Origin of the sequence: Bartonella sp. AA1HLJMS, from assembly GCF_042197445.1 — a bacterium.
Classification (GTDB): Bacteria; Pseudomonadota; Alphaproteobacteria; order Rhizobiales; family Rhizobiaceae; genus Bartonella.
This window is the reverse complement of sequence record NZ_JBHIRW010000012.1, coordinates 1-24,006: the sequence shown is the minus strand read 5'-3', so window position 1 is coordinate 24,006 and position 24,006 is coordinate 1. Positions and strand designations below refer to the sequence as shown.

The following is a 24,006-nucleotide window of genomic DNA, read 5'->3' as shown; positions in this document are numbered from 1 at the left end:
TTATGTAATAAATTTATAATAATTAATAATAACATAATTAAGATATGTATTCTATATTTCTACAATAGATTGAATTACTTGAACATCAATACTATGTCCTTTATCCAACTTATTATCGATCCTATAAAGCTCATTGCATATCCAGTAAACAATAGCCCCATTCCTATAGTCATAGGCTCAACGACCTTTTCAAATTTTCCTTCACCTATTGTTCCATGTTCTGTTTGATAATTTACAGACGGAGCATAGAAAGCAGTCGTAGAAACTACATCGGATTTCGCATATTTTACTTGTTCCATTGGGAAAACAGAAAGTTCCTCTTTTGGAGTATCGTTTTTCAAATAGTTTGCATTAACATTTACAGTTTGTGAAATAAAAAAAGTGCTCGCTATAAAAATGCTTAAAATATAATTTTTAAATATTTTTACCATAACTTTACCTCAAATATTTTTAATTTATATATGTAAGAAATATACATAATGTTTATGTATCTCACACTATATACAAGTCATATAGTTCAATATGTATTTTTAGTCAATAATAAAAATACATATAAAAATATACCTATAATTTTTTTACAAACATTATTGTAAAAAAGTAACAGTAATAATTACAAATTATATTTTTAAAAACTTTATAGAATATTTTATTATGTGTTATATATAAAACAGCATATGGTTATCGTATAATTTTTATAAAACGATATTAATATATTTTTTAAATACATTAATAGATAATAAAATTGATCAAAATTTTTACATATTTAATATATAAAAATTTATTTATTATCGATAGTATAATAGAAAACATGAAAATTATGATTTAGTTATAAAAATATTATTAACAATTAAAATATGAATGGATACGATAAAATTTTATTATTTATAGTATTTATTATAGATAGTCATTATTGTATAATGTGTGTTATATAGATATTATTTAAGTTATTATTCAATGGTTATTTAATTGCATTGTGATAGCAGAATAATACTTCTTAATTTACTATTAAATATATACATTTATCTTATAGATAATAATATGTTATAGATACTAAAAAATGTACAATTTTCTCATAGTGTAAAGTAGAGCTCGAATTGGATAGAGATAAATGATATTATCTTTTTATCGCTAATGTGAACGGCATATTACTATGATGCAAGGCAGTGTATAGAAGAATATAATTTAGACATATTTATGAGTGCCGAAAGATCAGCATTAGATAATATTTTCAACACTTTCTTTTTTCCAAACTGAAAAGCCGCTTTTATTTTTAGAAAGTGGATTACTTTTGAAAAGATCTGATTTCATTGCTTATTTAAAAAGTATATTAAATGCTTTCGGAAAATTTTAAGCAACTATTGGTATCTCTGTCGCTTGTTTAACATGATTATATGTTTCATATTTATGTGCTTTTTTAAAGAAACCGTTTTCAAGGTACTCAAGCCTATTTTGCAATGATAGATATGATGATAAAGCCCCCATAATATAAAATTCTTAGGGCATCAGAATTTTTGACGTTTATAAAGAAGAAAGATGGTATTGGCATACACTTTTCTCGCTCCTAATGTTGCTACAATTTTTGCCTTTTAAGATGATTCATTAAAAGGCATTTTTATTTCTTTATTTATTTAATTCAACATATCCAGATTTGAAATGAGAGAATTTTACAATATTCGGTTTTTTTGCTTAATTTGAATAATGATAAATTATGATTATAAATCAATATATTGTCTGTAAATTACTTGGTATGAAATGTTTTTGATAAAAGGTACATCTTCATAAGAGTGTATTCTTTTTGTTTTTTGTAATCTTAGGGAGGTTGTACCAATTGATGCTGTTAAAATACTATTTAAGCAGCAAAGTAAATAAGCCTTCAACAAGTTTATGAGATTTGGATTGAGTAAATATAAGCCTTTGTAACTCAACAAGGACGCATTTGTCATTTTCAATAAAGTCTTGTATTCTATAGAATACGTGAATTTTAATATTGTTTTCCATGATCAATATGCGCATCCCCTACAATTTTACCATAGTGTGTGATTTTTTTGATCAGATGAAAGAGGTTATCAATTTTCACATCTTATCGAGCAAGGCATCGTAATATTCCTTTGTTTGACAAATATAATAATTTATCAGGATAGGCTGCTGTGGTTGGGAGTGGGATATCGGATTTGAGATAGATAAGCAGGGTTTAATTTTTATGAGTTTGTACCCCTGTTTTTTGCTTTTTTAAAAGCACGTACAATGGTTAACTGACTTATGATCTCAATGAGGTGCTATATTTTTCCTTCACATTGAGATGCAATTCACCCGTGTCGTGAATTACGCATTTATTGAAGTTATTATAAAAGGAGCAGCGAGAAGAGAAGGACATTTGAATAAAAATACTTCTTACAATAGTTTACAAATTGATATATTCAAGAGATTTTTTATAATAGATCTCGCCATACTGCCATTGCTTCTAAGACTTCTCCTAAATGAGCATGTTTTGCAATAACTGTTTCTGCACCAGCTTCTGCAAGTGCATTAGAGTGGCCAAGATAGCTATGTGATCCTCCCGTAAAGCCGATGACACGCATGCCTGCTGCTATGGCTGCGTGTACACCATGAAGTGAATCTTCTATAACGATAGTGTTTTGGGGCTCTGCCTGTAATTGTTGTGCGGCAAAAAGAAAAACATCAGGGGCCGGTTTCGTTCTTTTTGTTCCAACTTCAGGTGCTGAAAATATTTTACCTTCAAAAAGGTCATAGAGGTCAACCGTGGTGAGCATCTCTTTTATATCTACGCTTTTTGCATTAGAGCAGATACAGTAGGGATAGCGTGTTTGGATAATTTCTACAGCTTCTCTTACATCATCAATAGCCCGTAATTTAGTTTTTATTTGTGTACGAAAAATATTAGTCATTTGATCTATGAGATGAGCAGAAATAGGTTTTTCTGTTTCCTGTTCAACGTGTTTAAGAATATCGCGAAAGATAAGCCCTGCAAAACGCTCACTCAATTCTTCGGGTGATATTTCATATCCTGTTTGTTTGAGCAATTGAGATCCAATTTTTGCTGCAAGATATTCAGAATCGACGAGAACTCCGTCACAATCAAAAATAATAAGATCTATCTGAGGCATAAGATATTCCTTTACATGTTACGAGATGGACAACTTTCATGAAAACGATATTGAGAAGATCTTATTTCATAAAAATACGCTTTGAAAATGATTCTTAATTCTTTTACGAAATAAAAGATATGGGAACAGTACATTGAAAAAAAGAAAATTAAGGTTTCATTCATATGAAAGTTTTTTTACTAAAAAAACAAAAACAATTATCAATTTTGTAGAACTTTAACGATACGTTTACGCTATTTTGTAAATATAGATTGGTAATGCGGGCCTATAAACTATTTTGGTTGATTATAGGGCAAATTCAGTTAATTTTGTTGGGTTTTTCATGACAGTTATTCAGCTTCAAAAAGATTTCCTTCGTACTCCCTCACAAATGCCATGGCGCAATAAAATTTTTAAAGGAGATTGTGTTTCCGTTTTAGAAAAACTTCCAAAACATTCTGTTGATATGATTTTTGCGGATCCACCCTATAATTTGCAATTGGATGGAGCTTTATACCGTCCAGATCATTCGCTTGTTGATGCGGTTGATGATGCATGGGATCAGTTTGAGAGTTTTGCTGCTTATGATGCTTTTACTCGTGCATGGTTGCTTGCTTGTCGTCGTGTATTAAAACCCAACGGAACACTTTGGGTTATCGGATCTTACCATAATATTTTTCGGGTTGGGACGGCATTACAAGATTTAGGTTTTTGGATGCTTAATGATATTATTTGGCGCAAGAATAATCCGATGCCTAATTTTCGAGGGCGCCGTTTTCAAAATGCTCATGAGACGCTTATTTGGGCCGTGCGAGATCAAAAAGATAAAAAGTACACATTTAATTATGATGCCTTAAAAGCGGCAAATGAAGATCTACAAATGCGTTCAGATTGGCTTTTCCCTCTCTGCACTGGAGCTGAACGTTTAAAGGATGATTCGGGGCGTAAATTACATCCAACACAAAAACCGCAAGCGTTATTAGCGCGTATTATTATGGCTTCTAGTAAACCTGGTGATGTTATTCTCGATCCGTTTTTTGGTTCGGGAACAACAGGTGCTGTTGCCAAGCTTTTAGGGCGTGATTTTGTTGGAATTGAACGCGAGCAAGATTACATCGATGCAGCATGTGAGAGAATCGCGGCGGTTCAACCTTTAGCGCAACCAGAACTAGCGATTTTGGATAGAAAAAAAGCAGAACCGCGCGTAGCATTCAACAGTTTGCTTGAAGCAGGTTTACTCTATCCTGGAGAAGTTCTGTATGATCGTAAGAAGCAAGTATCTGCTATTGTAAGAGCTGATGGTACGATTATGCATGGTGGTGAAGCGGGCTCAATTCACGCAATGGGAAGAAAGGCTCAAGATTCGCAGAGTTGTAATGGTTGGACCTTTTGGTATTATGAGGAAAATGGACGGTTGAAGTCCATAGATCATTTAAGAATGATCATACGTTCACAAATGTTAAAAACGGGTGTTTTATGAACTAAGCTGATCGCTTCATTCTATTGATCACCAATGTACCTGATCTTGATTGAGATGGACGTAAGGGCGTTTTATGCCTTTATTAGATGTTTTTTATTGACACACTAATCTCGCTTGTAAGCGACAAGCGAGTATTTTTATGCTTCTTTTAGAAGAAATTAAAATGAGAAATTTTCACTCTATGTTCTCGTTTTAGTTCCAAAACAGTAAAATTTCAATATAAGCTTATAAAAATGAAATATCAGAATTAAAAGGTTCATTCAGAAGTTCAAAATTAAGTGCTTTTTTGAATACGTACATCTGTAAAGTGCAATATAATATATTGATTATAAATATAATTTAGCGCAACTCATATCGAATTGCCCTCGGAATATCGTCAAGTTTTCTTATTTCAAATTTGTTCCATATTGAATCGATGAAAATTACTTTCTTGCATGTCATAAACGGGGTTGGCGTGTGAATAAAAATTGTTAACGAAAGAACTAAAAGTACCTCTTATAATCCGTTTCACGTACCAAGGGATGTTGAGGGGGCTGGTAAATATAACGATGGTGCTAACTTGCTCCGTCATAAGCGAAAAAAGGATAGATCCTGAAATTTAAATCTAAAGCTTCTAAGCGTTTCTATCCCTCCTTAATTTTTGTCTGTAGAAAAAATTGGTTATTTCATTTTTTAAAATTTTTCTTTTACAGATTAGTAAATGATCGCTAGAGATACAAAAGTCTCCATTAGAAAACATTTTTATGAATAGGGAAGGTTATTTAAATCTAAAAGAATTGGGAAGTGCTACGGAAATGGCTTTTTTCATAACAGTAGGTAATGCTTCTTCGGCAAGATGTTGAATGTTACACCACCAACCATTTTCACAATTCATTTCATGAACATCTTCGGTATAGTAAACATCAAGTTTTAGAGAAAAGTGAGTAAAAACATGCGTAATTTGTCCTTTGAATTGCCAATTGGCAGTAAAGGGTGCGTTTTGTAGCCCATTTTCGTTGTTTATGCCAATATTGTTAGGAATTTGGGTCATTCCACCAAGGAGCTTTTGCGTCTGTCGTTTTTCCAAATAAATTTGTTTCTTTTTATTAAGGACCACAAAAGCAATACCTGTTTTTGAAGGGCGTTCTTTTTTAGGGGCTTTAACTGGAAAAGACTCCGGTTGTTGCATCTTTTCTGCTTTGCATAAACATTGAAGAGGGCAGGTATAACAAGATGGTTTGCGTGGAGTACAAATTGTTGCTCCCAAATCCATCATTGCTTGAGCAAAGTCACCAGGACGATTTAAAGCAGTAATTTTTTGTGTTTTTTCTTTAATTTCAACTTTTGCTTTTTGCAGTATTGAAGTGATAGCAAAAAGTCGCGCTACCACACGTTCGACATTACCATCAACCACTGCTACAGGGTGGTTAAAAGCAATCGCAGCAATGGCTGCGGCAGTATAATCTCCAATACCGGCTAGAGTTCGCAATTCTTTTACAGATTGTGGAAATTGTCCCGCGTAGTTTTCAACAAGCTGTCGCGCACATTTTTTAAGATTACGTGCGCGTGAATAATAACCAAGTCCAGCCCATGCTTTCATGATATCATCTTGGGAGGCTTTTGCTAAAGAGGAAAGATCAGGCCATAGTTTTAGAAACTTTTTAAAATAAGGCTTAACTGTTTCAACGGTTGTTTGTTGAAGCATGATTTCAGAAAGCCAAACTTGATAAGGATCAGGACGGATACCTTGTTTTTGCTTTTCGGGGGTAATCCGCCATGGAAGATGTCTGTGATTTTGATCGTACCAAGCAAGGAGGTGCGAAGAAATTTCATACATGATTGCTTTCAAGCATAGGGAGATATAAAATGCAAAAGAAAAAATTATTTATTTTGTAATTCATGTTTTTTGCTCTTTTATTGTCAAGGCTCTGGTGAGAAAAGGCTTTTTATTTTGTTGATATTTCATAAATTGAGGAGGCAACAATTTTTAGATGAAACAAATGATTTTAATTTAGTAAGCGCTTGAACAATGATCTAAAAATGAGAAAACAACTTAAAAAACGTATCTTTTATTCTCTTTCTGAGGCGGTATACAAAATACTTGATCCAGTTTTACGCAAACGGACAGGGCTTAATGTAGCGCTTATAGAACATTGGCCACAGATTGCAGGCTATGATATCAGTGAACATACAATGCCGCTTAAAATTATTTGGAAACGTCGTGCAGATCAAGATGAAGTTTTTCAGCCAGCAACACTTGTTGTCGCATGTGAAGGATTTGCTGCGTTAAAATTGATGCATGAAACAGAGGAATTACTTCATAGAATTAACGGATTTTTTGGCTATATTGCTATTGATCGCATCAAGATTGAGCAAAGGAGTATGTCGGTTTTTATGAATCACTTGCCTCTAAAACCGCCTTTGAGTGAACAAGACAAAAAATACGTGGAAAAAATGCTTGAAGGAATTGAAGATAAAAGTTTGCACCAAGCACTTTACCAACTTGGCTGTTGCATTTTTTTGGAAAAAAATAATAAATAGAAAGATATTTTATATATTTTTCTTTAATATATGAGAAAGCATTGGATTCCTATTCGTTAATAACAACAGAAAAGTATTATTTATGGTAAAATATCGTTCTTTTTTATCTTTCGGGATAATTTTTCTCTTCATAACGATTGTACAAAACAGTGTAACAGTTGCTTTAGCGCGTGATCCCAAATCAGTGGCAACTGTTGATATGGCAGAGCTTCTCCAATCGGGTAAGGTAAAGGATCGCTTTGAGGGAGAGGCGGATGCACCAGTCGTCATTGTTGAGTATGCTTCGTTGACATGTACCCATTGTGCGCATTTTTATAATGATATACTTCCCCAAATTCGTAAAAAATATATCAAAACAGGAAAAGTAAAACTTATTTTCCGAGAATATGCTTTTGATCCTCGGGCAACAGCAGGTTTTATGTTGGCACGGTGTGCACCGGAAGATCGCTATTTTCCTTTGATAGAAGTTTTATTTCAAAAACAAAATGAATGGGCTTTCGGAAAAAATGCTCTAACACCATTGAAGAAAATTGGCTTAATGGCTGGTTTTACAGATGAAAGTTTTACTGCGTGTTTGAAAAATCAGTCCATTTTAGATGAAGTAAATGCATCTTTTGAACGCGGTAAAGAGCTTGGTGTCACAGCAACACCTACTTTCTTTATTAATGGTAGTAAATATGAAGGTGCCATGAAAGTAGAAGAATTTTTTGCGGTGATTGATAGTTTTCTAAAAAACTGAATCTTAATCTTCCAGAAGATGGATAGTGATACTTTTGGTCATTATCTCTTTTGGAAGGATTAATATTATGCATTTATGAAGCGATATCGTTGAGCCAAATTTGAATCAAATCATTGCTTTTAAGTGAGCCTGGGTTGAATGATGTTTTGAAGCTGATATGGGAGGATTTGTACAGTGAAAAAATGGGTTTATAGTTTTGGAGATGGAAAGGCAGAAGGAAGTGCAAGTGAGCGTAACCTTCTCGGAGGTAAAGGGGCTAATTTGGCAGAAATGAGTAATCTTGGTTTGCCCGTACCACCCGGATTTACGCTGACAACAGAAGTTTGTAATTTTTATTATGCCCATGACAAATCATATCCAGAAGAGCTACAGGAATCTGTTAAGCAAGCACTAAGATACGTTGCTGAACAAACAGGACGTGAATTTGGGAATGAACAAAGACCACTTTTGCTGTCTGTTCGTTCAGGGGCTAGGGCTTCTATGCCAGGGATGATGGATACAGTGCTGAACCTTGGCATGAATGATAAAACTGTAAAAGCAATTGCTTTACAAGCCAATAATGAACGTTTTGCTTATGATAGTTATCGGCGTTTTATCCAAATGTATTCTAACGTTGTTTTGGGGCTAGACCATTCGTATTTTGAAGAGATTCTTGATGAAGTAAAAGCATGCAATGGTTACACTATTGATACAGAAATGACAGCAGATGATTGGAAGAATGTTATTATTTCTTATAAAGCCTATGTTGAAGAAAAATTAGGAACCCCTTTTCCACAAGATCCTGAACAACAGTTATGGGGGGCGATTGGAGCCGTTTTTTCAAGTTGGATGACAGCACGTGCAGTTACTTATCGCCGTTTACATAGCATTCCTGAAAGTTGGGGAACGGCAGTTAATGTGCAAGCTATGGTTTTTGGTAACATGGGAGAAGATTCGGCAACGGGCGTTGCTTTTACACGCAATCCATCGACAGGGAAAAAAGAACTTTATGGTGAGTTTTTAGTTAATGCGCAAGGGGAAGATGTTGTGGCGGGCATTCGAACACCTCAAAATATTACAGAAAATGCGCGTATTGTTGCTGGTTCAAATAGACCGTCGTTAGAAAAAATTATGCCTGAGGCTTTTTTGAAATTATGTCAGATTGCGCAGAATCTTGAGCAGCATTATCGGGATATGCAAGATCTCGAATTTACCATTGAAAAAGGTAAATTATGGATGCTTCAGACTCGTTCAGGAAAACGCACGGCTCGTGCGGCTCTCAAGATGGCAATTGAAATGGTTGAGGAGGGGTTAATAAACCGTGAAGAGGCTGTGATGCGTATTGATGCAAAGTCGCTTGACCAACTTTTGCATCCAACACTTGATCCCAAAGCAGAACGTTTTGTTATAGGACGTGGTTTACCTGCTTCTCCTGGAGCCGCAACTGGTGAAATTGTTTTTACTTCAGAAGAGGCAGAAACTGTGTCGGCGGAAGGTCGCAAAGTTATTTTGGTCCGGGTAGAAACAAGCCCAGAAGATATTCATGGTATGCATGCTGCAGAAGGAATTTTAACAACGCGTGGCGGTATGACAAGTCACGCTGCTGTTGTTGCGCGGGGGATGGGAAAACCATGTATTTCTGGTGCTGGCAGTGTGCGGATTGATTATAACACAAATACGTTGTTTGCCTCAGGAGAAAGCCTAAAAAAAGGTGATGTTATCACAATTGATGGTGGAAGTGGAGAAATTTTCAAAGGGAAAGTTGCAATGTTGCAGCCTCAGCTTTGCGGAGACTTTGCAAAATTAATGGAATGGGCTGATGGGATGCGACGTATAAGAGTTCGCGCTAATGCTGATACACCATCTGATGCCCGTATGGGGCGCTCTTTTGGGGCTGAAGGTATAGGTCTTTGCCGTACGGAGCATATGTTTTTTTCTGATGAACGTATCGTTGCCATGCGTGAAATGATTTTAAGTCATGATGAAAGTGGTCGTCGTAAAGCACTAGATAAGCTTTTGCCAATGCAGCGTTCAGATTTTAGTGAATTATTTGAAATTATGTGTGGTTTACCTGTTACTATCCGCTTGCTAGATCCACCATTACATGAATTTTTGCCTAAAACGAAAGCAGAAATTCTTGATGTTGCAACAGCTATGGGGGTTTCTGCTGAAGTGCTTGCTGAACGCACTCAGCAGTTGCACGAATTTAATCCTATGCTTGGATTACGAGGATGCCGTTTAGCTATTACTTATCCTGAAATTGCAGAAATGCAAGCGCGGGCGATTTTTGAAGCAGCAGCAGAAGCTGCCCAAAAATCTGGATCTCCTGTTATGCTTGAAATTATGGTGCCACTGGTTGCGCTTAAATCTGAACTCGATTTTGTGAAAGCGCGTATTGATCAGGTTGCTGAGGAAGTGATGAAAGAAAAGGGAAGCACTATTCAATATATGGTTGGGACGATGATTGAACTTCCAAGAGCGGCGCTTCGAGCAGATGAAATTGCTGAAACTGCTGAATTTTTTTCATTTGGAACAAACGATTTGACACAAACTACTTTTGGGATTTCCCGTGATGATGCAGCTCCTTTTTTGGCAACCTATTTTCAAAAAGGTCTTTTAGAGCAAGATCCTTTTGTGTCTATTGACCGTGATGGAGTAGGGGAACTTATTACCATTGCTGCACAGCGTGGACGCTCAAAGCGTGCAAAAATAAAATTGGGAATTTGCGGTGAACATGGAGGCGATCCTGCCTCTATTGCTTTATGCGAAGAAAATAACCTAGATTATGTTTCGTGTTCTCCTTTTCGAGTGCCAATTGCTCGTTTAGCAGCAGCTCAGGCTGCAATAGCAAAAAGGATGTAATGGGTTAATATTTTTTGTTGTATCGTTATTACTGAAATAAATTTTTATATATTCTTTTATTTTCTTTAATAAAGGGAATAAAAATGCTTCTAAAATGCACGATAAGTTGTGTTACGCGAGAAAGTGTTTTTTTAGAGGTTTATGAGAGAAAATATAAAGCACAGGATAGACAAAGATGTATTATTAATGCACTTTTTATTGGCGAACCTCTTGATAGAGAGAAACGTGTTATTGTGCAGTCAATTTACGCGTTTGCTTTTTTATAGGGGAATGAGCTCCTCACGCAAAATAGAATGCTGCAAACAAATGCATTTTTTTGCGCATCATGCTGTTTGAGATAGACATTTCTCAGTGATGCCCCATTTCACATTGATATTCGTGGAATGGGGATTATGTAAAACTCCCCGTAAGTTTATAAAAATCTTCCCAAAATTTATAAACTCCATTATGCACTCCCATCTTTACATTTATAAAGGAATATCAAAGTTACACAATCTATTGATTTATAAAGATAATTTTTTATTTCTCATATTGAATGAAAGCTGTAAATATCATAAGATCTTCTTATTTCGACTTCTTTTATAATGAATCAATCAAAACCATGTTTTTTGTATGTTACAGGCGGGATGAGCGTCTGTAGGTAAAAAAATAAAGCAAGGATATGCCTCTTATGAAACGTCTCAAGTGAGAGCTATCACAAATTGAAGGTAGGTACAGTGTGTAATGGTGCCGGCTTGCTTCTTCACAAGCGTAAAGATGATGTACGCTGTCGCGCAGTTGTTGTGGGGGGGGGGCCTGCTATTATTATTCACGGGCGTTGTTGCAAAGTGGTTTTGGGTGCTTTAGAGATGTTTTTTAAGAAAGCCCGTGAATGGCAATCCAAGTATATTCCGTTTGGGACATTTTGTTTTAGGTGAGGGGGAGTGAGACCAAAAAGACATGTGATAAAGTAAGAGCATGAGGCAATAGGTAATTTCCGTTATTTTAAAGATATTGCTTTAGATGTCTTTGAAAGGCGTAAAGCTGAATTAAAAGGAAATGGCAAAGATGAAAAATGGTGTTTACCTTAAAATTTCATATTCTTCCCAAATTAGGCTGTTTTCCTGTTTTAAGAGATTATACAAACAGAGATGCGCAATATTCTTGCCTCCATTTGGCATATAAAAGCTATAACAGCTGAGAGAAGTACTAAACTGTCTTAACATTTTTTTCAAACATACTGCTGCGGTAAGTTTGGATGTTGATTTATAGACAATACTAAACGCACACGCTCTCTTAAGAAGACAATGTCATAAAACACATAACTTTCCAGCAATAGATTAGAGAGAAGTGCCGGTTTTTTATCAGACACTTTGCAAAACAACAACCATAACACAATTAGCTTTACGTCTACTTATCCTTACAGGTGTTTGCACAAATTCTTTGCATCATATTTATAAAGATCAAATTGACGATAATATATGGACAATTCGTGGTTCGATAATATGAAAGGTTTACGTGATACTACAAAAATTTCGTGTCCTTTTATCATCAGAGGCAATAAAAATGCTAGAACAAGCGCGTTTGCTATTTTGCAATATTCTTTTTTCTGCAATCGGTTGTGGTTTTTTTGAAGCAAATTATACGGCTCAATATGTAATGTGTAAGAAAACCATTCTGATTGATTGAAAATAAGAGGGCTTGAGATGAAGGAATGTTTGAGGGGAGCATTAAACAAACGAAAGATGAATTATCATTATAAATTAAGAGATTATTATGATTAGCTTCAATTTAATAAACCAATTTCACGCATTTTCATTAAAATTGTGTGATTAATTTTACCTGTTACAGGAAGATCAAATATTTTTTGAAACTGTTTTAAGGCTTCTATCGTCTTTTGATCTTCTATTCCTGTGACAATAACCTCCTCATTCCCAAAAATATGTAAAGCTTTTTGCACTTGTATAATATCTTCAACAGAAGGCTCTAAAATAGCTTCTTTTAAGTGTGTCATATTTTTTGTATTGTTTGTTTCTATTTCGCTTTGCTTAATTAATATCGCGATTTCATCTGCTGCGGGATTAGATAGAACATTCTTTTGCATTCTCTGAGCAGTTTGCTGTTTCCATAAAGTGATGGCTCGGCGTGTTTTAGGTCCTTCCAGTCCATCTAATGGTCCATCATAAAGTCCTAATTTTGCTAGTTCTTTTTGCTTTTCCAGCATGCTTGCTGATTGAGAGGGTAAAGGTGAATTTGTGTACTTATGACTTTGAGAATGTACAGAAGTTACACGGGAGAGTTCTTGTGATTTTTCTTCTTTTTCCGATAAAGTAGAGCTCTTACCTATACTTTGAACAGAGGAAAATTTCATTTGAGTTAAAATATTTTGATGCGTTGTCATTTGCGAAAATAAAGCATTAAATGAAATAAATAAAAAACTAATGCTAAAAAGAAAAGATCCAACAAAAAATAAAGTATTTTTTCGTGTATAGAAATAAATAGTTTTTGCACTCCAAAGAATAAAATGAAAAATTATAAGAAGAAGTGTTATAACAATACTACTATAGTATTTACGGTGTTTTACAGTTTTTTTTCGGTAGGTCTTTCGTTTTGTTGCCATTACTTTTATTTTCAGTTGCGTTTATTTTTTACAAAGAAACAAATATAAATTAGGAAACGAATATGAATCAGTTTTTACTTCCAGCCAGAGAGAAGTGCATTGACATTATTGATTTTTCCTTTCAAACTCCTAGAATGAGCAGCTTCATTATATCAATTTATAAGTTGATAAATCAACAAGAGTTCTTATCAACGTTTATTCATTTTATTTTATACAAATCTTTAATGTGTATAAAGAGAGCACCAAATGATTAGCATTCAAGATCATTTTGGTGTTTGCAAACTACATTATCACATATAATTATCTAAACAATAATGCCACGTTATTCTTCATTTTGGGGCATATGTTTGCCTATTATTTAAAATAAAATTGAAAATATTTGCCTATAACGCTAAAAAGATGACAATCATTATCTATTCTTTATAATTTACATATAGATGGTTACTTATCCATAAACGGTTTGATAATAATAATTATCTCTTAATATTATTATATTTTGGTATAAATTCCTTCTATTAAATAATTTTCATAAGTATTAATTAAATTGATGTTTACAATGTTATAGAAAAAACTGGCTTGAGATGTAATCATAAGAGATGCAATTGTTTTTTGATGTTTTTATCGACAGGTTGACCATTTTCATAACATTTCAGTAAAAATTTTATAGATAATATAAATATTTTATCGATACTAGAGTCAGAATAACAGAGTTTACTCTTTTTAGCCTTTTCAACTAAGCTAAGATGGTGGACTATTATTTAAAATAATTATGTACACAACATGATTATCTTTCTCATTTTTTATCATAGTATGTTCATTAACATGATCAGCTTGTAAGTGTATAATTTTGATGTTATTTTTTACTGAATAGACAATGTATCCCATTTTATACAGCGGAATTGTGCCATATTTATAAAAAAGCCAATGATATAGATCCAATACATGAATACTCAATTTTATAAAAAACACATTTTATAAATTGTTTATAAAGCAACAGTGTATAAAATGCTCCTTTTATTGTATTTACCACTGCGGTACATTGATTGTCCATGATACGTTTTTTAATCAAATTATCATTTTTTTTATTTTTTATTTTTGTCATTATTTCATTTTTTGTAGCAGATCCAAGCAGTAACCATTCTTCTAGCCCCCAAAATAATGAGACAACAACGAGCGATGTGATTATTGCTTTTAAGGAAGCCTTAAATGACTTAGGCGCATTTTGTGACCGTAATATAAAAACCTGCAAATTAGGAAAATCCTTTTTAAGTTCACTTGGCGAGCGCGCATATTACGGTGCAAGAGCTGCTTATGAATATTTAGGGAACATATTAGGAAAAAAAAATGATATCAGAGACTTCCCCTAATGTTTCTTACAAAATCGAAATACAAGAGTTCTTACAAAACCATGCAATGTTATTTTGAAATAAGGATTTTTAACGTTCTTCGTGTTATTTATGTTAGGAAGAATAAATATTTATTTTTTATAAGTGTATTCAAGAATGATTATTCAAACGAAACAGGACTAAAATAATGGCGGAAACAATCGGTAATATTATAGAGAACTTTTCGCTTTTGGATAATTGGGAAGATCGTTATCGTTATGTCATCGAGCTTGGCTATGAATTGCCACCTTTTCCAGAAAGCGCTCGAAATGATGCTCACAAAGTTCCTGGTTGTGTTAGCCAAGTGTGGCTTTTATCTTCACGTAATAACTCAAAAGATCCAATATTGACGTTTCAAGGTGATTCCGATGCTCATATTGTGCGTGGACTCATTTACATACTTCTTGCTTTTTATTCAGGCAAAAAAGCTTCTGAAATTCGCAATTCTGATGCTCAAGAGCTCTTTGAAAAACTTGGTTTAAATGAAAATCTTACACCACAACGATCAAATGGTTTGAAATCAATGATTAAACGGATTCGTAACGAAAGCTATATGTAATCCCCTTGGTAGAAATTGCTATATATACAAAAGCTTCACACAAAACATGTATACTAAAATCAACTTTATACACGAAACCATTTTTTCGCAAAATAAGATTATTTAGTTTTTTTCCGTTTGCTTTTGCGTCCAAGCCCCATTTCTTTGGCCAAAGCCGATCGTGTTTTTGCATAATTAGGCGCCACCATAGGATAAGAACTATCTAACTGCCATTTTTCACGATATTCTTCTGGCAACATTCCATAATGTGTCATGAGATGACGCTTTAGAGATTTAAACTTCTTTCCATCTTCAAGGCAAATGAGATAATCAGGAAATACTGAACGCTTCGGATTAACGGCAGGCCTTTGTTTTTCAACTTCGACTTCTGTTAACTCTAGATTCCCTGCTTTACGAAAAGCAGCATGGACATCAGCAATTAAACTTGGCACTTCAGTCGGTCGAATAGAATTATTACTCACGTAGGCAGCAACAATATCAGCAACCAATGTAATAACTAAATTGCTTTCAGTCTCTAAGACTGCACGATGTTCCATTCTTGTTTCCTTTAATTTAAAATTGAGTAATTCAAAATCGAGATATAGTGCATATACTCATGATATAAAGATCTCATGCACATGAGTTTCATATTGTACAAAAATCTTTTTTGTCAATTCAATTATTCTATAAAATTGCCAAAACACAAAAAAATCAAATAAATACCCATTTTTTGTCATAATATACAATAAGAAAAACGAAATTATTACATGCTAAAATATATTTTTATCCTATAACATATCATACATAATATATAATACATCACAAATATAAAAAAATATATGATAAAATTTATTTATTTTTTTTGAGAACGTAAAAATAAAATTACTAATTATAAAAATATAATATATAAATTATTATATTTTATTTTGAATAATTATATTTTAGTAAGTTTATTTTTAATAAGTTTTAAATTTGTTTTTATTGTTTATATTTATAAAATTTAATAATAAAAAACATGATATATTATAAAAAAGACATAATAGTATTATTTTTAATATAAAACTACTCATTAAAAGGAGATAGGATATTTTTATTTTTTATACAGTAATAATAATATTTTAGATATATTTATTCCTCTCTGTAAAATTATGCGATTATACTGTTTCAAAAAAAATCAATTCTTTTTCTAATAGTTTAATTGTTTTACCAGTCACTTTCATTATAAAAGTGGTGTTATATCCCTAGAAAACAATAGCTGTGATATGTAATGAACAGAAAGGTATTAGTTTTAAAAATTATCATGGTGCTATTTTTGCAAGTGAATAGAACTTATAGATTTTTACACTTGCATCAATCATTGTGATTCTAACATATAAACGAAGCTATTAACATATTTTAATATAGGATTGTGTATGACTCGCACTTTTGCAATTCCTCCCAAAGCATCTAGAATCACTCATAAGGAAATATATCATGGTATTTTTCGTGATGATCCCTATCATTGGCTACGTGCGTCTAACTGGCAAGATGTTTTTAAAGATCCTAACTGTCTTGATCCCAATATTCGACATTATCTTGAAAAAGAAAATGCTTATCAATCAGCTCAAATGGCTGATACAAAACCATTACGAGATTTGCTTTTTACCGAAATGAAAAACAGGATCCAAGAGAATGATAGTTCTGTTCCTATAAAACATGGTCCTTTTGCTTACGGATTCTCTTATGTTACCGGAGGCCAACAACCACATTATTTTCGGACACCAAGGAATGGCGGAGAAAAAAACGTGTACCTTAATGGTGATGTCTTGGCAGAAGGCAAAGAATATTTTAAATTTGGTTCAGTTCAAGAATCTCCTGACCATACACATGTGGTATGGACCTATGATGACAAAGGATCAGAGTTCTATACAGCTAAAATTCGTAATTTTGAGACATTGTCTGACTGTACGGACACAATTACTGATACATCTGGTCAAATTGTATGGGATGCTAGGTCTGAAGGTTTTTTCTATACTAAGATGGATAAAAACCACCGACCTTCAGAGCTCTATTATCACCAATTAAACACAGATCAATCACAAGATAAGCTTATTTTTCGTGAAGACAATCCAGGTTTTTTCTTAGATGTAAGCGGTTCTAAGCTTAATGATGTTATTTATATTAATATTCATGATCATGAAACATCCGAGATCTGGTTAATTCCTGCTGAGGCGCCTTTTACTGTTCCCCAATGTGTACGGAAACGACAAAAAGGTATTGAATATTCACTTACAGAGGGTGGTGATGTCTTTTATATTCTAACCAATTTAGATAATGCAAAAGATTTCAAAATTATGGTAGCGCCATATACATCTCCACAATCAGAAAATTGGTCTGAGTTTATCCCACATCAGCTTGGGTGCCTAATATTATCCCATGATGCTTATCAAGATTTTCTTGTCTGGATCGAACGTTTTGAGGGGCTTCCACGTATAAAAGTAATGGAACGTACCACTAAACAAGTTAATTCCATCGCTTTTACTGAAGAGGCTTATTCTTTAGGTCTGCAAGGAGTTGCTGAATATAACAGTCCAACTATTCGTTTTTCCTATTCGTCTATGACAACACCTGATCAAGTGTTTGATTATGAGATGAAAAATTGTAAACGAATGCTTTTAAAAACGCAAATAATTCCCTCTGGGCATAATAAAGATGCATATGTAACACGACGTATTACAGCAATAGCAGACGATGGTGAGAAGATTCCTATTTCACTTTTTTACCACAAAAACACTCCCCTTGATGGTGGTGCGCCTTGTCTGCTTTACGGTTATGGTGCTTATGGGATTTCTATTCCTGCCAGTTTCAATAGTAATGTACTTTCTCTAGTGAACAGAGGTTTTATTTATGCCATTGCTCATATTCGCGGAGGAAAAGAAAAGGGAGTAGAATGGTATGAGAAAGGAAAACATCTCTTTAAGCACAATACATTTACAGATTTTATTGCTTGTGGGCGTTATCTTGTAAACAATAAATTTACTTCTCACGACCGGCTGATTGCTCATGGTGGTTCAGCAGGGGGGATGTTGATGGGAGCTATTGCCAATATAGCTCCACAGGATTTTGCTGGGATCGTAGCGAATGTGCCTTTTGTTGATGTTTTAGCGACAATGTTAGATGCTTCATTGCCACTCACACCTCCAGAATGGGCCGAATGGGGGAATCCTCTTGAATCAGAAGAAGATTATAAGCTTATTGCTTCCTATTCCCCTTACGATAATGTCAAAGCTCAAAACTATCCCCCTATACTTGTGATGGCAGGATTAACAGATCCTCGTGTAACTTACTGGGAGCCTGCAAAATGGGTGGCAAAATTACGAGACCTAAAAACAGACGATAATGCAGTTTTATTACGTATTAATATGGATTCAGGGCACGCTGGTGCAGCTGGACGTTTTTCAAAGCTAGAAGAAGTTGCCTATATCTATGCATATATTCTAAAGATAGCAGGAAAAGACTTTTGCTAATCCATAATATCTCTGTATGAAAGTCTCCGATAATTTATTGGATTATAGAGACTTTCATACACTAAAAAATTATTGAGACAGTTTAAAATTCACATTCTTCATAAAGTTTCAAAACATAGTCCCAATTAATTAAATGGTCTACAAAGGATTCGAGGTACTTCGGTCGAGCATTGCGGTAATCAATGTAATAGGAATGTTCCCACACATCAACACCCAAAATAGGGCAAGCGTTGTGCACTAAGGGATTTTCACCATTAGGCGTTTTCATAATTTCAAGCTTGCCATCTTTAACAGCAACCCACGCCCATCCAGAACCAAATTGGGCACTAGCAGCAGCAATAAAATCAGCGCGGAATTTGTCGTAACCACCTAGATCAGCGTCAATAGCTTTTGCTAACTTTTCAGGAAGTTTTTGGCCACCACCATTTTTTTTCATCCAAAGCCAAAAGTGGTTATGATTGTAATACTGCGCTGCATTATTAAACAAACCAATATTTTTTCCAAAACTTTTTTTAACAATATCTTCAAGGCTTTCATTTTCTAAGCCTAACTCTTTCACAAAATTATTGGTGTTGGTAAGATAAGCGAGGTGATGCTTATCATGATGATATTCAAGCGTTTCGCGTGACATATAAGGCGAAAGGGCATCGTAATCATAAGGCAATGGGGGCAATTCAAAAGCCATTTAAAAATCTCCTCGATTCTAATTGTTAAGCTTATTTCATAAGCCTAATTTGCCATTTACCGCATTTAAAAGCAAATGTTGAATACCTAGTTTGTATGAAATTAGTTTTAATGTCTGTCTTTTTGTAAAAGAAGCTTTTAGGAAGTGTATATTCATCAATCAAAAAGGGTATTGGTCTACATAAAGATTGCTTCTGAAGATTTTTTTACATCTATGAGTGGGTAATAAATATCATTATCTTTTGAATAAAAAGTAAATGGAAATAGCGATTATTCCTTGTTTTGGTATCTCTATTTTTTCAAATACCATATAAAATTAAAATGTTTTTAATTTTTGCAAAACTTTTCCAGTTTATTGGTGTATCATAATGTTTTCAACAGAATATTAAGTGTTATTTTTAGGAAATATTTTTCAATGTGCTTGATTTCATTTTATGGTGCTACCCATGAATAATATAATGTAAAAATTAGTGGACATTACCATCTTTATGCTTAATGCAAGAGCACAGCAGCACTATCACACACTTACCGGTTGCCAATGTGGTGACAGCTTTTTTCTTAAATTGAGCAAGATGAGATTTTAATATATCAAGAAAAGTAAATCATATGCAAATTTATTAGATACATGAGTAAACTGCAAGATTTTCATTTTCTGTTCCTAGAAAATCAATACAAAGAGTAAAATAATTGATGGATAAATGGTTCCTACTTATATTAAAATCACAACTGTATATCAGTTTCTGCTACGAATTTGTATCGATGGCAATGCCATACAAAACTCAGAAATTTATGATAAAAAAGTAAAGTCTTTGATTTTCAGATATTGCGTCCAATCACAGGAATCGCTATAAGGTGCAAGAGTCGCTATAAAGCGTGTTTTTTTGGGGTATAGCCAAGCGGTAAGGCACCGGTTTTTGGTACCGGCATTCCCTGGTTCGAATCCAGGTACCCCAGCCAATATTTAATTAAATCAATAGGTTATATAAAAGTTCGGGAATTTTGATTCCGTTGATTCTTTTAACTTATTTTCCACCTATCCCTAACTTTTTTGAAGTTTTTTGATTGCTTCTATTGCAAGTCGTTTTCTATCGGCTGTTTTGGTATAAAGGGATGCCATTTTATCTTCTGTCCAGCCAAAAAGCGCTTTCATTTGCAAAACTGTCGCACCAGCATTGGCTGCACGTGTTGCTGCTAATTTTCGCAATCCATGCGCTGATTTTTTAATACCTGCTGCATTACAAGCTTTACGAAACAGATTACCAAAACTTTCTTTGGTCAGTTTTTTACCTTCTTTACCGCAAATAAATGTTTCATCTCCAATAGGTCCAATTTTAAGTGTTTCTGCGAGTTCTGGCAAAATCGGGAGAAAAACATCTGTTTTAAATTGGCTCTTTTCTGTTTTTAAATGAATAATATTATCTGTTGTGATATCTTTCCAGCCGATACGAACGGCATCACCACGACGCAAGCCTGTATAAAGAAGAACATCAATCCAGACGCGTTCATGTGTACCATGTGACCAACGGTGATAATATTTATCAATATCTTCTTCTAACCATGGTATGAACCCTTCTGCGTTAAAGGATTTTGGCGGCTTTATATTAAAAGCAGGATTTCTATTTAAAAGGGCATTATCAACCGCCCAATTAAAGAGACCGTTTAAAGAGGTCAAAAAATGTTTTGCCGCCGCGGGGGTCTCTCGCCTTCTGTCTACGGCTTCAAGAATGTGTTGTTTGTTTATGCTTTTATATGCACGATCACCGATATGTTTAGAAACATTATTCAGAATTCGATATTTAACTTTTTTAGTAGATTCTGATTGATTATGCCATTGCATGCTTTGTAAATACTGATGCAATAACCAATCGAAAGACCCTTCTGTGAGTCTGGTACGCCTCTTTGTTTTGGAGGAGCCATTTTGAGCTTGTTTAATAGCCAGCGTATAATTATCAACAAACTCTTGCGTTCCATAGGTTCCTTCAATCCGAAACCGTGGTCCATGACCAATACGTACATACCATATAACTTTACCATGGCGTGTACGTTCACGAACAAGATGCGGTGGACGGCGTTTTGGCATGGCTAAAACTTTATACCGTCGACAGAGAGGCAGCTTTTGCTGGTCTCGTAGTCTTCTTGTTCATTTTCAAGCGGTGGAAAATCGTCAATGCTATAAGTATTATCTGTCGTTGTTGGTGTTATGGTTTTATTGATATGAATTAATAATTCCCCTGTAGGTTTGATTTCTATGAGTTCACATCCTTGTTTTTTAGCTTCTCTTAAAGCACGAGCAATAGCTGGTTGCGTGATAGTAGGTGGGCGGTGTGGCATGTTTATTCCCCTTCATTTTAGATGTAATTCACTCGTGGCGTGAATCACGCTGGTGTTAAAATCTTTGTTTGTGTTGCTAGAAAGGAATGTCGTCTTTTGTTGAAGAGTCGCCGTTCTGGGCGGTCATAGTTCGTTTACAAGCTTCTGAATTATCATAAATTTTTGTATCGCCATAAATTCTTGAATCATTATCGATAACCACATTTCCATAAATTTCTACGCTTCCAAAAATATGACCTCTATATATTTTGACGTTATTATAAATTTTTGCATTTCCAAAAATCTTTGCATTATAAGCAACTTGTGCGTTATCAAAAACCTTAGCGCTATCGTAAATATTGGCAAACAAATACGCCTTGGCATCATTATAAATCCAACAATCGTTTTCATGACTTAAATTGTCTTCATGCTCTATAAAGCCGCCAAGATCACCTGCCTTTACATCTCCAAAGTCTTTCAATGCACGGATGCGGTAAAGCGTAATGTATCCCTCAAACTCAATTGTTTCATCAGTAAGTTCGTATTTCTTTTCCATGGTTTATTTCCTTGATTTGCGCACAATCCACCCGTAGCGTGAAGCACGCATGTGTTGAAAGTTGTTAGGAAAGGGTGGGGGTGCTGGGAGGAGAGAGCACCCCCATAGGTTTAAGCAGCTTTTGTCAAAATCTTTTGCATCTCTTGTTCTATTTCCCCTAAAAAGATTTCGACAGCTTTATTAATCTCTTCAATGTATTTCTCATCACGGAGGACGCGTTTGACTTTCATTCTCAAACCAGTAGATTTGCCTACAAAGTTTGGATTATAGCTCATGAAATCACACCATTTGCGTCCAGTGCATGCCATTTGGAATTGCACCTGTGCGATATATTCAGGCTTGATTTCGTCATAAATAAAAAAACGAAGATGGTTTGTTGATTGTGGACATTTGACTTCGATTAAACCGTCCTCTCCAATGAACCCATCAGGACTTGCACCAGCCATTTTCATTTTTGGGTGTGGGATAAACCCGCATCTTGTGACTTCTGCGTCATAAATGAATTCATATTCTCTTAAGGCATTCTCTTCATGTTCAATGCCCCATTGCATAGCAGGTGTTGTATAAGATTGGCTTATTTCCCCTATTAAGCGTTCTGTCATGAGTTTCGTTTTGTAATCTTCATATTTGCTTGTAGGCAAACCTTTTGCTGTCTTACTGAGTACGTTGTAAACGTTTGAAGCAGTGACTTTACCCAAGCGCGCTTGAAACCATTCTGCTGTTCTTTGTTCCATCTCACACCGCCGTTCCCTGTTCGTGTGGCGTTTCTATATCGGCATCTTGTATAGTAGAATCTGTTTCTGCCTTTTGCCTGTTTTGTTTATCTTTCAAAAGATGTAATACCGTTTGTGCTTGTCCTTCAGACATATCGTCGAGCTTTTTGACGTTGACATAAGCAAGTATTTTTTCTTCTTCTGTTTGGGTTTGTACGACAAGTCTTCTGATTTCATTGATCTGTTGTGGAAAAGCCTTTTTAATAGGCGGGTTTCCATCTGTATCATCATCTTCACTCACGACATTAAGAAGCATGCCTAACAGATATCTGCGTGCGTATGTGATTGCAGAACCAACCGATTGTATATTTGATTTGCATCCTTTAGTGTCATAAGAAAACTTTCCTTCTGTTGAGATTTTATTTCCAGACGGATGCGTCAAAGTCATTTCTATAATTATATTGTCTGAACTCTGTTCTTTGATACGAGAAAACAAAGCAAATCGGTGTTTTGCAAGAGTATTTTTTACAGCATCAATGTACTGGTCAAGGGTTGCATATTGGCTGTTTGTATGGGTGTTTGTAGAGTTTTTTTGTATTTTTTGATATTCTATTTGCATATTCGAAAGATCACTGGCAAATCTTTCGTAGTTTTGTCGTTCTATTTCTTTTTCTCGTAAGGCAATGAGACGCTCGAGACGGTCCATATCGACGTCATTTCCTAAGGCTTTATTTAAAATGCGTTCCATAGCAGTTTGTTCGACGGCTAAATGATGTGGTTCTTCAATTTCTGTTAGGTTAGTGTTTTGTTCCCTCATCTTGATTTCCTCCTATTTGAGCGCAATTCCCCCGTGGCGTGAATCACGCTTGTTTTAAAAAGTTGTTTGTGTGGTTAGAAACGGTTTATAGAGATACTATAAGATTAGTCGTTCGTATTTCTTTTCCATAATTGTTGCTCTTAATGCATGCTTTGTCTTTTAAGCTCTTGAGACAGCACACCAATTCCTTTTGCTGTGACTTTTGCGCAAGGAA

Annotated in this window: 18 protein-coding genes, 1 tRNA gene and 2 pseudogenes; 9 read left to right on the top strand and 12 right to left on the bottom strand. The window is 34.6% G+C overall.

All coding sequences use genetic code 11. The annotated features are described in order from the left end of the window. Positions 1-74: 74 nt before the first annotated feature. Together ACFIQE_RS04930 and ACFIQE_RS04925 are read right to left on the bottom strand one after the other, a co-directional pair. Complete coding sequence (locus ACFIQE_RS04930) at positions 75-431, bottom strand: hypothetical protein (RefSeq protein ID WP_375678974.1); 357 nt, start codon at positions 429-431, stop codon at positions 75-77. Positions 432-2,429: 1,998 nt separating this feature from the next. Further along, positions 2,430-3,125, bottom strand: a complete 696-nt coding sequence (locus tag ACFIQE_RS04925; RefSeq protein ID WP_375620663.1) for an HAD family hydrolase — start codon at positions 3,123-3,125, stop codon at positions 2,430-2,432. A 370-nt stretch (positions 3,126-3,495) separates the two neighbouring features. Here ACFIQE_RS04925 and ACFIQE_RS04920 point away from each other — a divergent pair, with 370 nt between their 5' ends. Then, positions 3,496-4,584 carry a site-specific DNA-methyltransferase gene (locus ACFIQE_RS04920; RefSeq protein WP_375613050.1) on the top strand — a complete coding sequence of 363 codons (1,089 nt, stop codon included), beginning with the start codon at positions 3,496-3,498 and terminating at the stop codon, positions 4,582-4,584. Between the two features lie 757 nt (positions 4,585-5,341). Here the strand turns inward: ACFIQE_RS04920 and mutY are convergent. Next, positions 5,342-6,400, bottom strand: coding sequence for an A/G-specific adenine glycosylase (mutY, locus tag ACFIQE_RS04915; protein ID WP_375620664.1), 1,059 nt, complete (start codon positions 6,398-6,400; stop codon positions 5,342-5,344). 203 nt (positions 6,401-6,603) lie between these two features. Between mutY and ACFIQE_RS04910 the strand changes: the two genes are divergently transcribed. The 4 genes from ACFIQE_RS04910 to ACFIQE_RS04895 all read left to right on the top strand — a co-directional run bounded on the left by ACFIQE_RS04910 (position 6,604) and on the right by ACFIQE_RS04895 (position 11,601). After that, the gene (locus ACFIQE_RS04910) at positions 6,604-7,104 is read left to right on the top strand and encodes a DUF721 domain-containing protein (protein ID WP_375611142.1); all 501 of its coding nucleotides are present in this window, start codon (positions 6,604-6,606) and stop codon (positions 7,102-7,104) included. Positions 7,105-7,186: 82 nt separating this feature from the next. Continuing rightward, complete coding sequence (locus ACFIQE_RS04905) at positions 7,187-7,843, top strand: DsbA family protein (RefSeq protein ID WP_375620665.1); 657 nt, start codon at positions 7,187-7,189, stop codon at positions 7,841-7,843. A 174-nt stretch (positions 7,844-8,017) separates the two neighbouring features. Continuing rightward, a complete protein-coding gene (gene ppdK, locus ACFIQE_RS04900) occupies positions 8,018-10,684 on the top strand; it encodes a pyruvate, phosphate dikinase (protein WP_375611144.1) in 2,667 nt (888 codons plus the stop codon). Between the two features lie 716 nt (positions 10,685-11,400). Beyond that, positions 11,401-11,601: a hypothetical protein gene (locus ACFIQE_RS04895; RefSeq protein ID WP_375620666.1), complete on the top strand. Its 201-nt coding sequence runs from the start codon at positions 11,401-11,403 to the stop codon at positions 11,599-11,601. 848 nt (positions 11,602-12,449) lie between these two features. Here ACFIQE_RS04895 and ACFIQE_RS04890 read toward each other — a convergent pair. Beyond that, positions 12,450-13,283 (bottom strand): peptidoglycan-binding domain-containing protein, encoded by an 834-nt coding sequence (locus ACFIQE_RS04890; protein ID WP_375673717.1) that lies wholly within the window; start codon positions 13,281-13,283, stop codon positions 12,450-12,452. Positions 13,284-14,332: 1,049 nt separating this feature from the next. Here ACFIQE_RS04890 and ACFIQE_RS04885 point away from each other — a divergent pair. Further along, positions 14,333-14,708 (top strand): annotated as a pseudogene (locus tag ACFIQE_RS04885) (DUF5330 domain-containing protein). Between the two features lie 108 nt (positions 14,709-14,816). Continuing rightward, positions 14,817-15,227 carry a SufE family protein gene (locus tag ACFIQE_RS04880; protein ID WP_375611146.1) on the top strand — a complete coding sequence of 137 codons (411 nt, stop codon included), beginning with the start codon at positions 14,817-14,819 and terminating at the stop codon, positions 15,225-15,227. Between the two features lie 98 nt (positions 15,228-15,325). On the opposite strand, the gene ACFIQE_RS04875 is transcribed toward ACFIQE_RS04880, so the two are convergent. Beyond that, positions 15,326-15,763: a MucR family transcriptional regulator gene (locus ACFIQE_RS04875; RefSeq protein ID WP_012754848.1), complete on the bottom strand. Its 438-nt coding sequence runs from the start codon at positions 15,761-15,763 to the stop codon at positions 15,326-15,328. Positions 15,764-16,618: 855 nt separating this feature from the next. On the opposite strand from ACFIQE_RS04875, the gene ACFIQE_RS04870 reads away from it, so the two are divergent. After that, on the top strand, positions 16,619-18,712 hold the full coding sequence (locus tag ACFIQE_RS04870; RefSeq protein WP_375620669.1) for a S9 family peptidase: 2,094 nt from the start codon (positions 16,619-16,621) through the stop codon (positions 18,710-18,712). Positions 18,713-18,794: 82 nt separating this feature from the next. Here the strand turns inward: ACFIQE_RS04870 and ACFIQE_RS04865 are convergent, their stop codons facing one another. Continuing rightward, a complete protein-coding gene (locus tag ACFIQE_RS04865; RefSeq protein WP_375620670.1) occupies positions 18,795-19,397 on the bottom strand; it encodes a superoxide dismutase in 603 nt (200 codons plus the stop codon). Between the two features lie 881 nt (positions 19,398-20,278). Between ACFIQE_RS04865 and ACFIQE_RS04860 the strand changes: the two genes are divergently transcribed. Continuing rightward, a tRNA-Gln gene (locus ACFIQE_RS04860) sits at positions 20,279-20,353 on the top strand. A gap of 82 nt (positions 20,354-20,435) precedes the next feature. On the opposite strand, the gene ACFIQE_RS04855 is transcribed toward ACFIQE_RS04860, so the two are convergent. The 6 genes and pseudogenes from ACFIQE_RS04855 to ACFIQE_RS04830 form a co-directional block, all read right to left on the bottom strand. After that, positions 20,436-21,476, bottom strand: coding sequence for a tyrosine-type recombinase/integrase (locus ACFIQE_RS04855; protein ID WP_375707337.1), 1,041 nt, complete (start codon positions 21,474-21,476; stop codon positions 20,436-20,438). 2 nt (positions 21,477-21,478) lie between these two features. After that, positions 21,479-21,727: a hypothetical protein gene (locus ACFIQE_RS04850; RefSeq protein WP_375707336.1), complete on the bottom strand. Its 249-nt coding sequence runs from the start codon at positions 21,725-21,727 to the stop codon at positions 21,479-21,481. Between the two features lie 76 nt (positions 21,728-21,803). Continuing rightward, on the bottom strand, positions 21,804-22,262 hold the full coding sequence (locus ACFIQE_RS04845) for a hypothetical protein (protein WP_375707335.1): 459 nt from the start codon (positions 22,260-22,262) through the stop codon (positions 21,804-21,806). Positions 22,263-22,372: 110 nt separating this feature from the next. Beyond that, a complete protein-coding gene (locus tag ACFIQE_RS04840) occupies positions 22,373-22,996 on the bottom strand; it encodes a lambda exonuclease family protein (protein WP_375707334.1) in 624 nt (207 codons plus the stop codon). Position 22,997: 1 nt separating this feature from the next. Beyond that, positions 22,998-23,792: an ERF family protein gene (locus ACFIQE_RS04835; protein ID WP_375707333.1), complete on the bottom strand. Its 795-nt coding sequence runs from the start codon at positions 23,790-23,792 to the stop codon at positions 22,998-23,000. 140 nt (positions 23,793-23,932) lie between these two features. Further along, positions 23,933-24,006: pseudogene (locus tag ACFIQE_RS04830) on the bottom strand (phage antirepressor Ant); the annotation flags it as partial.

Bases quoted from the DNA above. Each gene is read 5' to 3' on its own strand.
- ACFIQE_RS04930 (WP_375678974.1), bottom strand. From the start codon at position 431: ATGGTAAAAATATTTAAAAATTATATTTTAAGCATTTTTATAGCGAGC.
- ACFIQE_RS04925 (WP_375620663.1), bottom strand. From the start codon at position 3,125: ATGCCTCAGATAGATCTTATTATTTTTGATTGTGACGGAGTTCTCGTC.
- ACFIQE_RS04920 (WP_375613050.1), top strand. From the start codon at position 3,496: ATGCCATGGCGCAATAAAATTTTTAAAGGAGATTGTGTTTCCGTTTTA.
- mutY (WP_375620664.1), bottom strand. From the start codon at position 6,400: ATGTATGAAATTTCTTCGCACCTCCTTGCTTGGTACGATCAAAATCAC.
- ACFIQE_RS04910 (WP_375611142.1), top strand. From the start codon at position 6,604: ATGAGAAAACAACTTAAAAAACGTATCTTTTATTCTCTTTCTGAGGCG.
- ACFIQE_RS04905 (WP_375620665.1), top strand. From the start codon at position 7,187: ATGGTAAAATATCGTTCTTTTTTATCTTTCGGGATAATTTTTCTCTTC.
- ACFIQE_RS04890 (WP_375673717.1), bottom strand. From the start codon at position 13,283: ATGGCAACAAAACGAAAGACCTACCGAAAAAAAACTGTAAAACACCGT.
- ACFIQE_RS04880 (WP_375611146.1), top strand. From the start codon at position 14,817: ATGGCGGAAACAATCGGTAATATTATAGAGAACTTTTCGCTTTTGGAT.
- ACFIQE_RS04875 (WP_012754848.1), bottom strand. From the start codon at position 15,763: ATGGAACATCGTGCAGTCTTAGAGACTGAAAGCAATTTAGTTATTACA.
- ACFIQE_RS04870 (WP_375620669.1), top strand. From the start codon at position 16,619: ATGACTCGCACTTTTGCAATTCCTCCCAAAGCATCTAGAATCACTCAT.
- ACFIQE_RS04865 (WP_375620670.1), bottom strand. From the start codon at position 19,397: ATGGCTTTTGAATTGCCCCCATTGCCTTATGATTACGATGCCCTTTCG.
- ACFIQE_RS04855 (WP_375707337.1), bottom strand. From the start codon at position 21,476: ATGCCAAAACGCCGTCCACCGCATCTTGTTCGTGAACGTACACGCCAT.
- ACFIQE_RS04850 (WP_375707336.1), bottom strand. From the start codon at position 21,727: ATGCCACACCGCCCACCTACTATCACGCAACCAGCTATTGCTCGTGCT.
- ACFIQE_RS04845 (WP_375707335.1), bottom strand. From the start codon at position 22,262: ATGGAAAAGAAATACGAACTTACTGATGAAACAATTGAGTTTGAGGGA.
- ACFIQE_RS04840 (WP_375707334.1), bottom strand. From the start codon at position 22,996: ATGGAACAAAGAACAGCAGAATGGTTTCAAGCGCGCTTGGGTAAAGTC.
- ACFIQE_RS04835 (WP_375707333.1), bottom strand. From the start codon at position 23,792: ATGAGGGAACAAAACACTAACCTAACAGAAATTGAAGAACCACATCAT.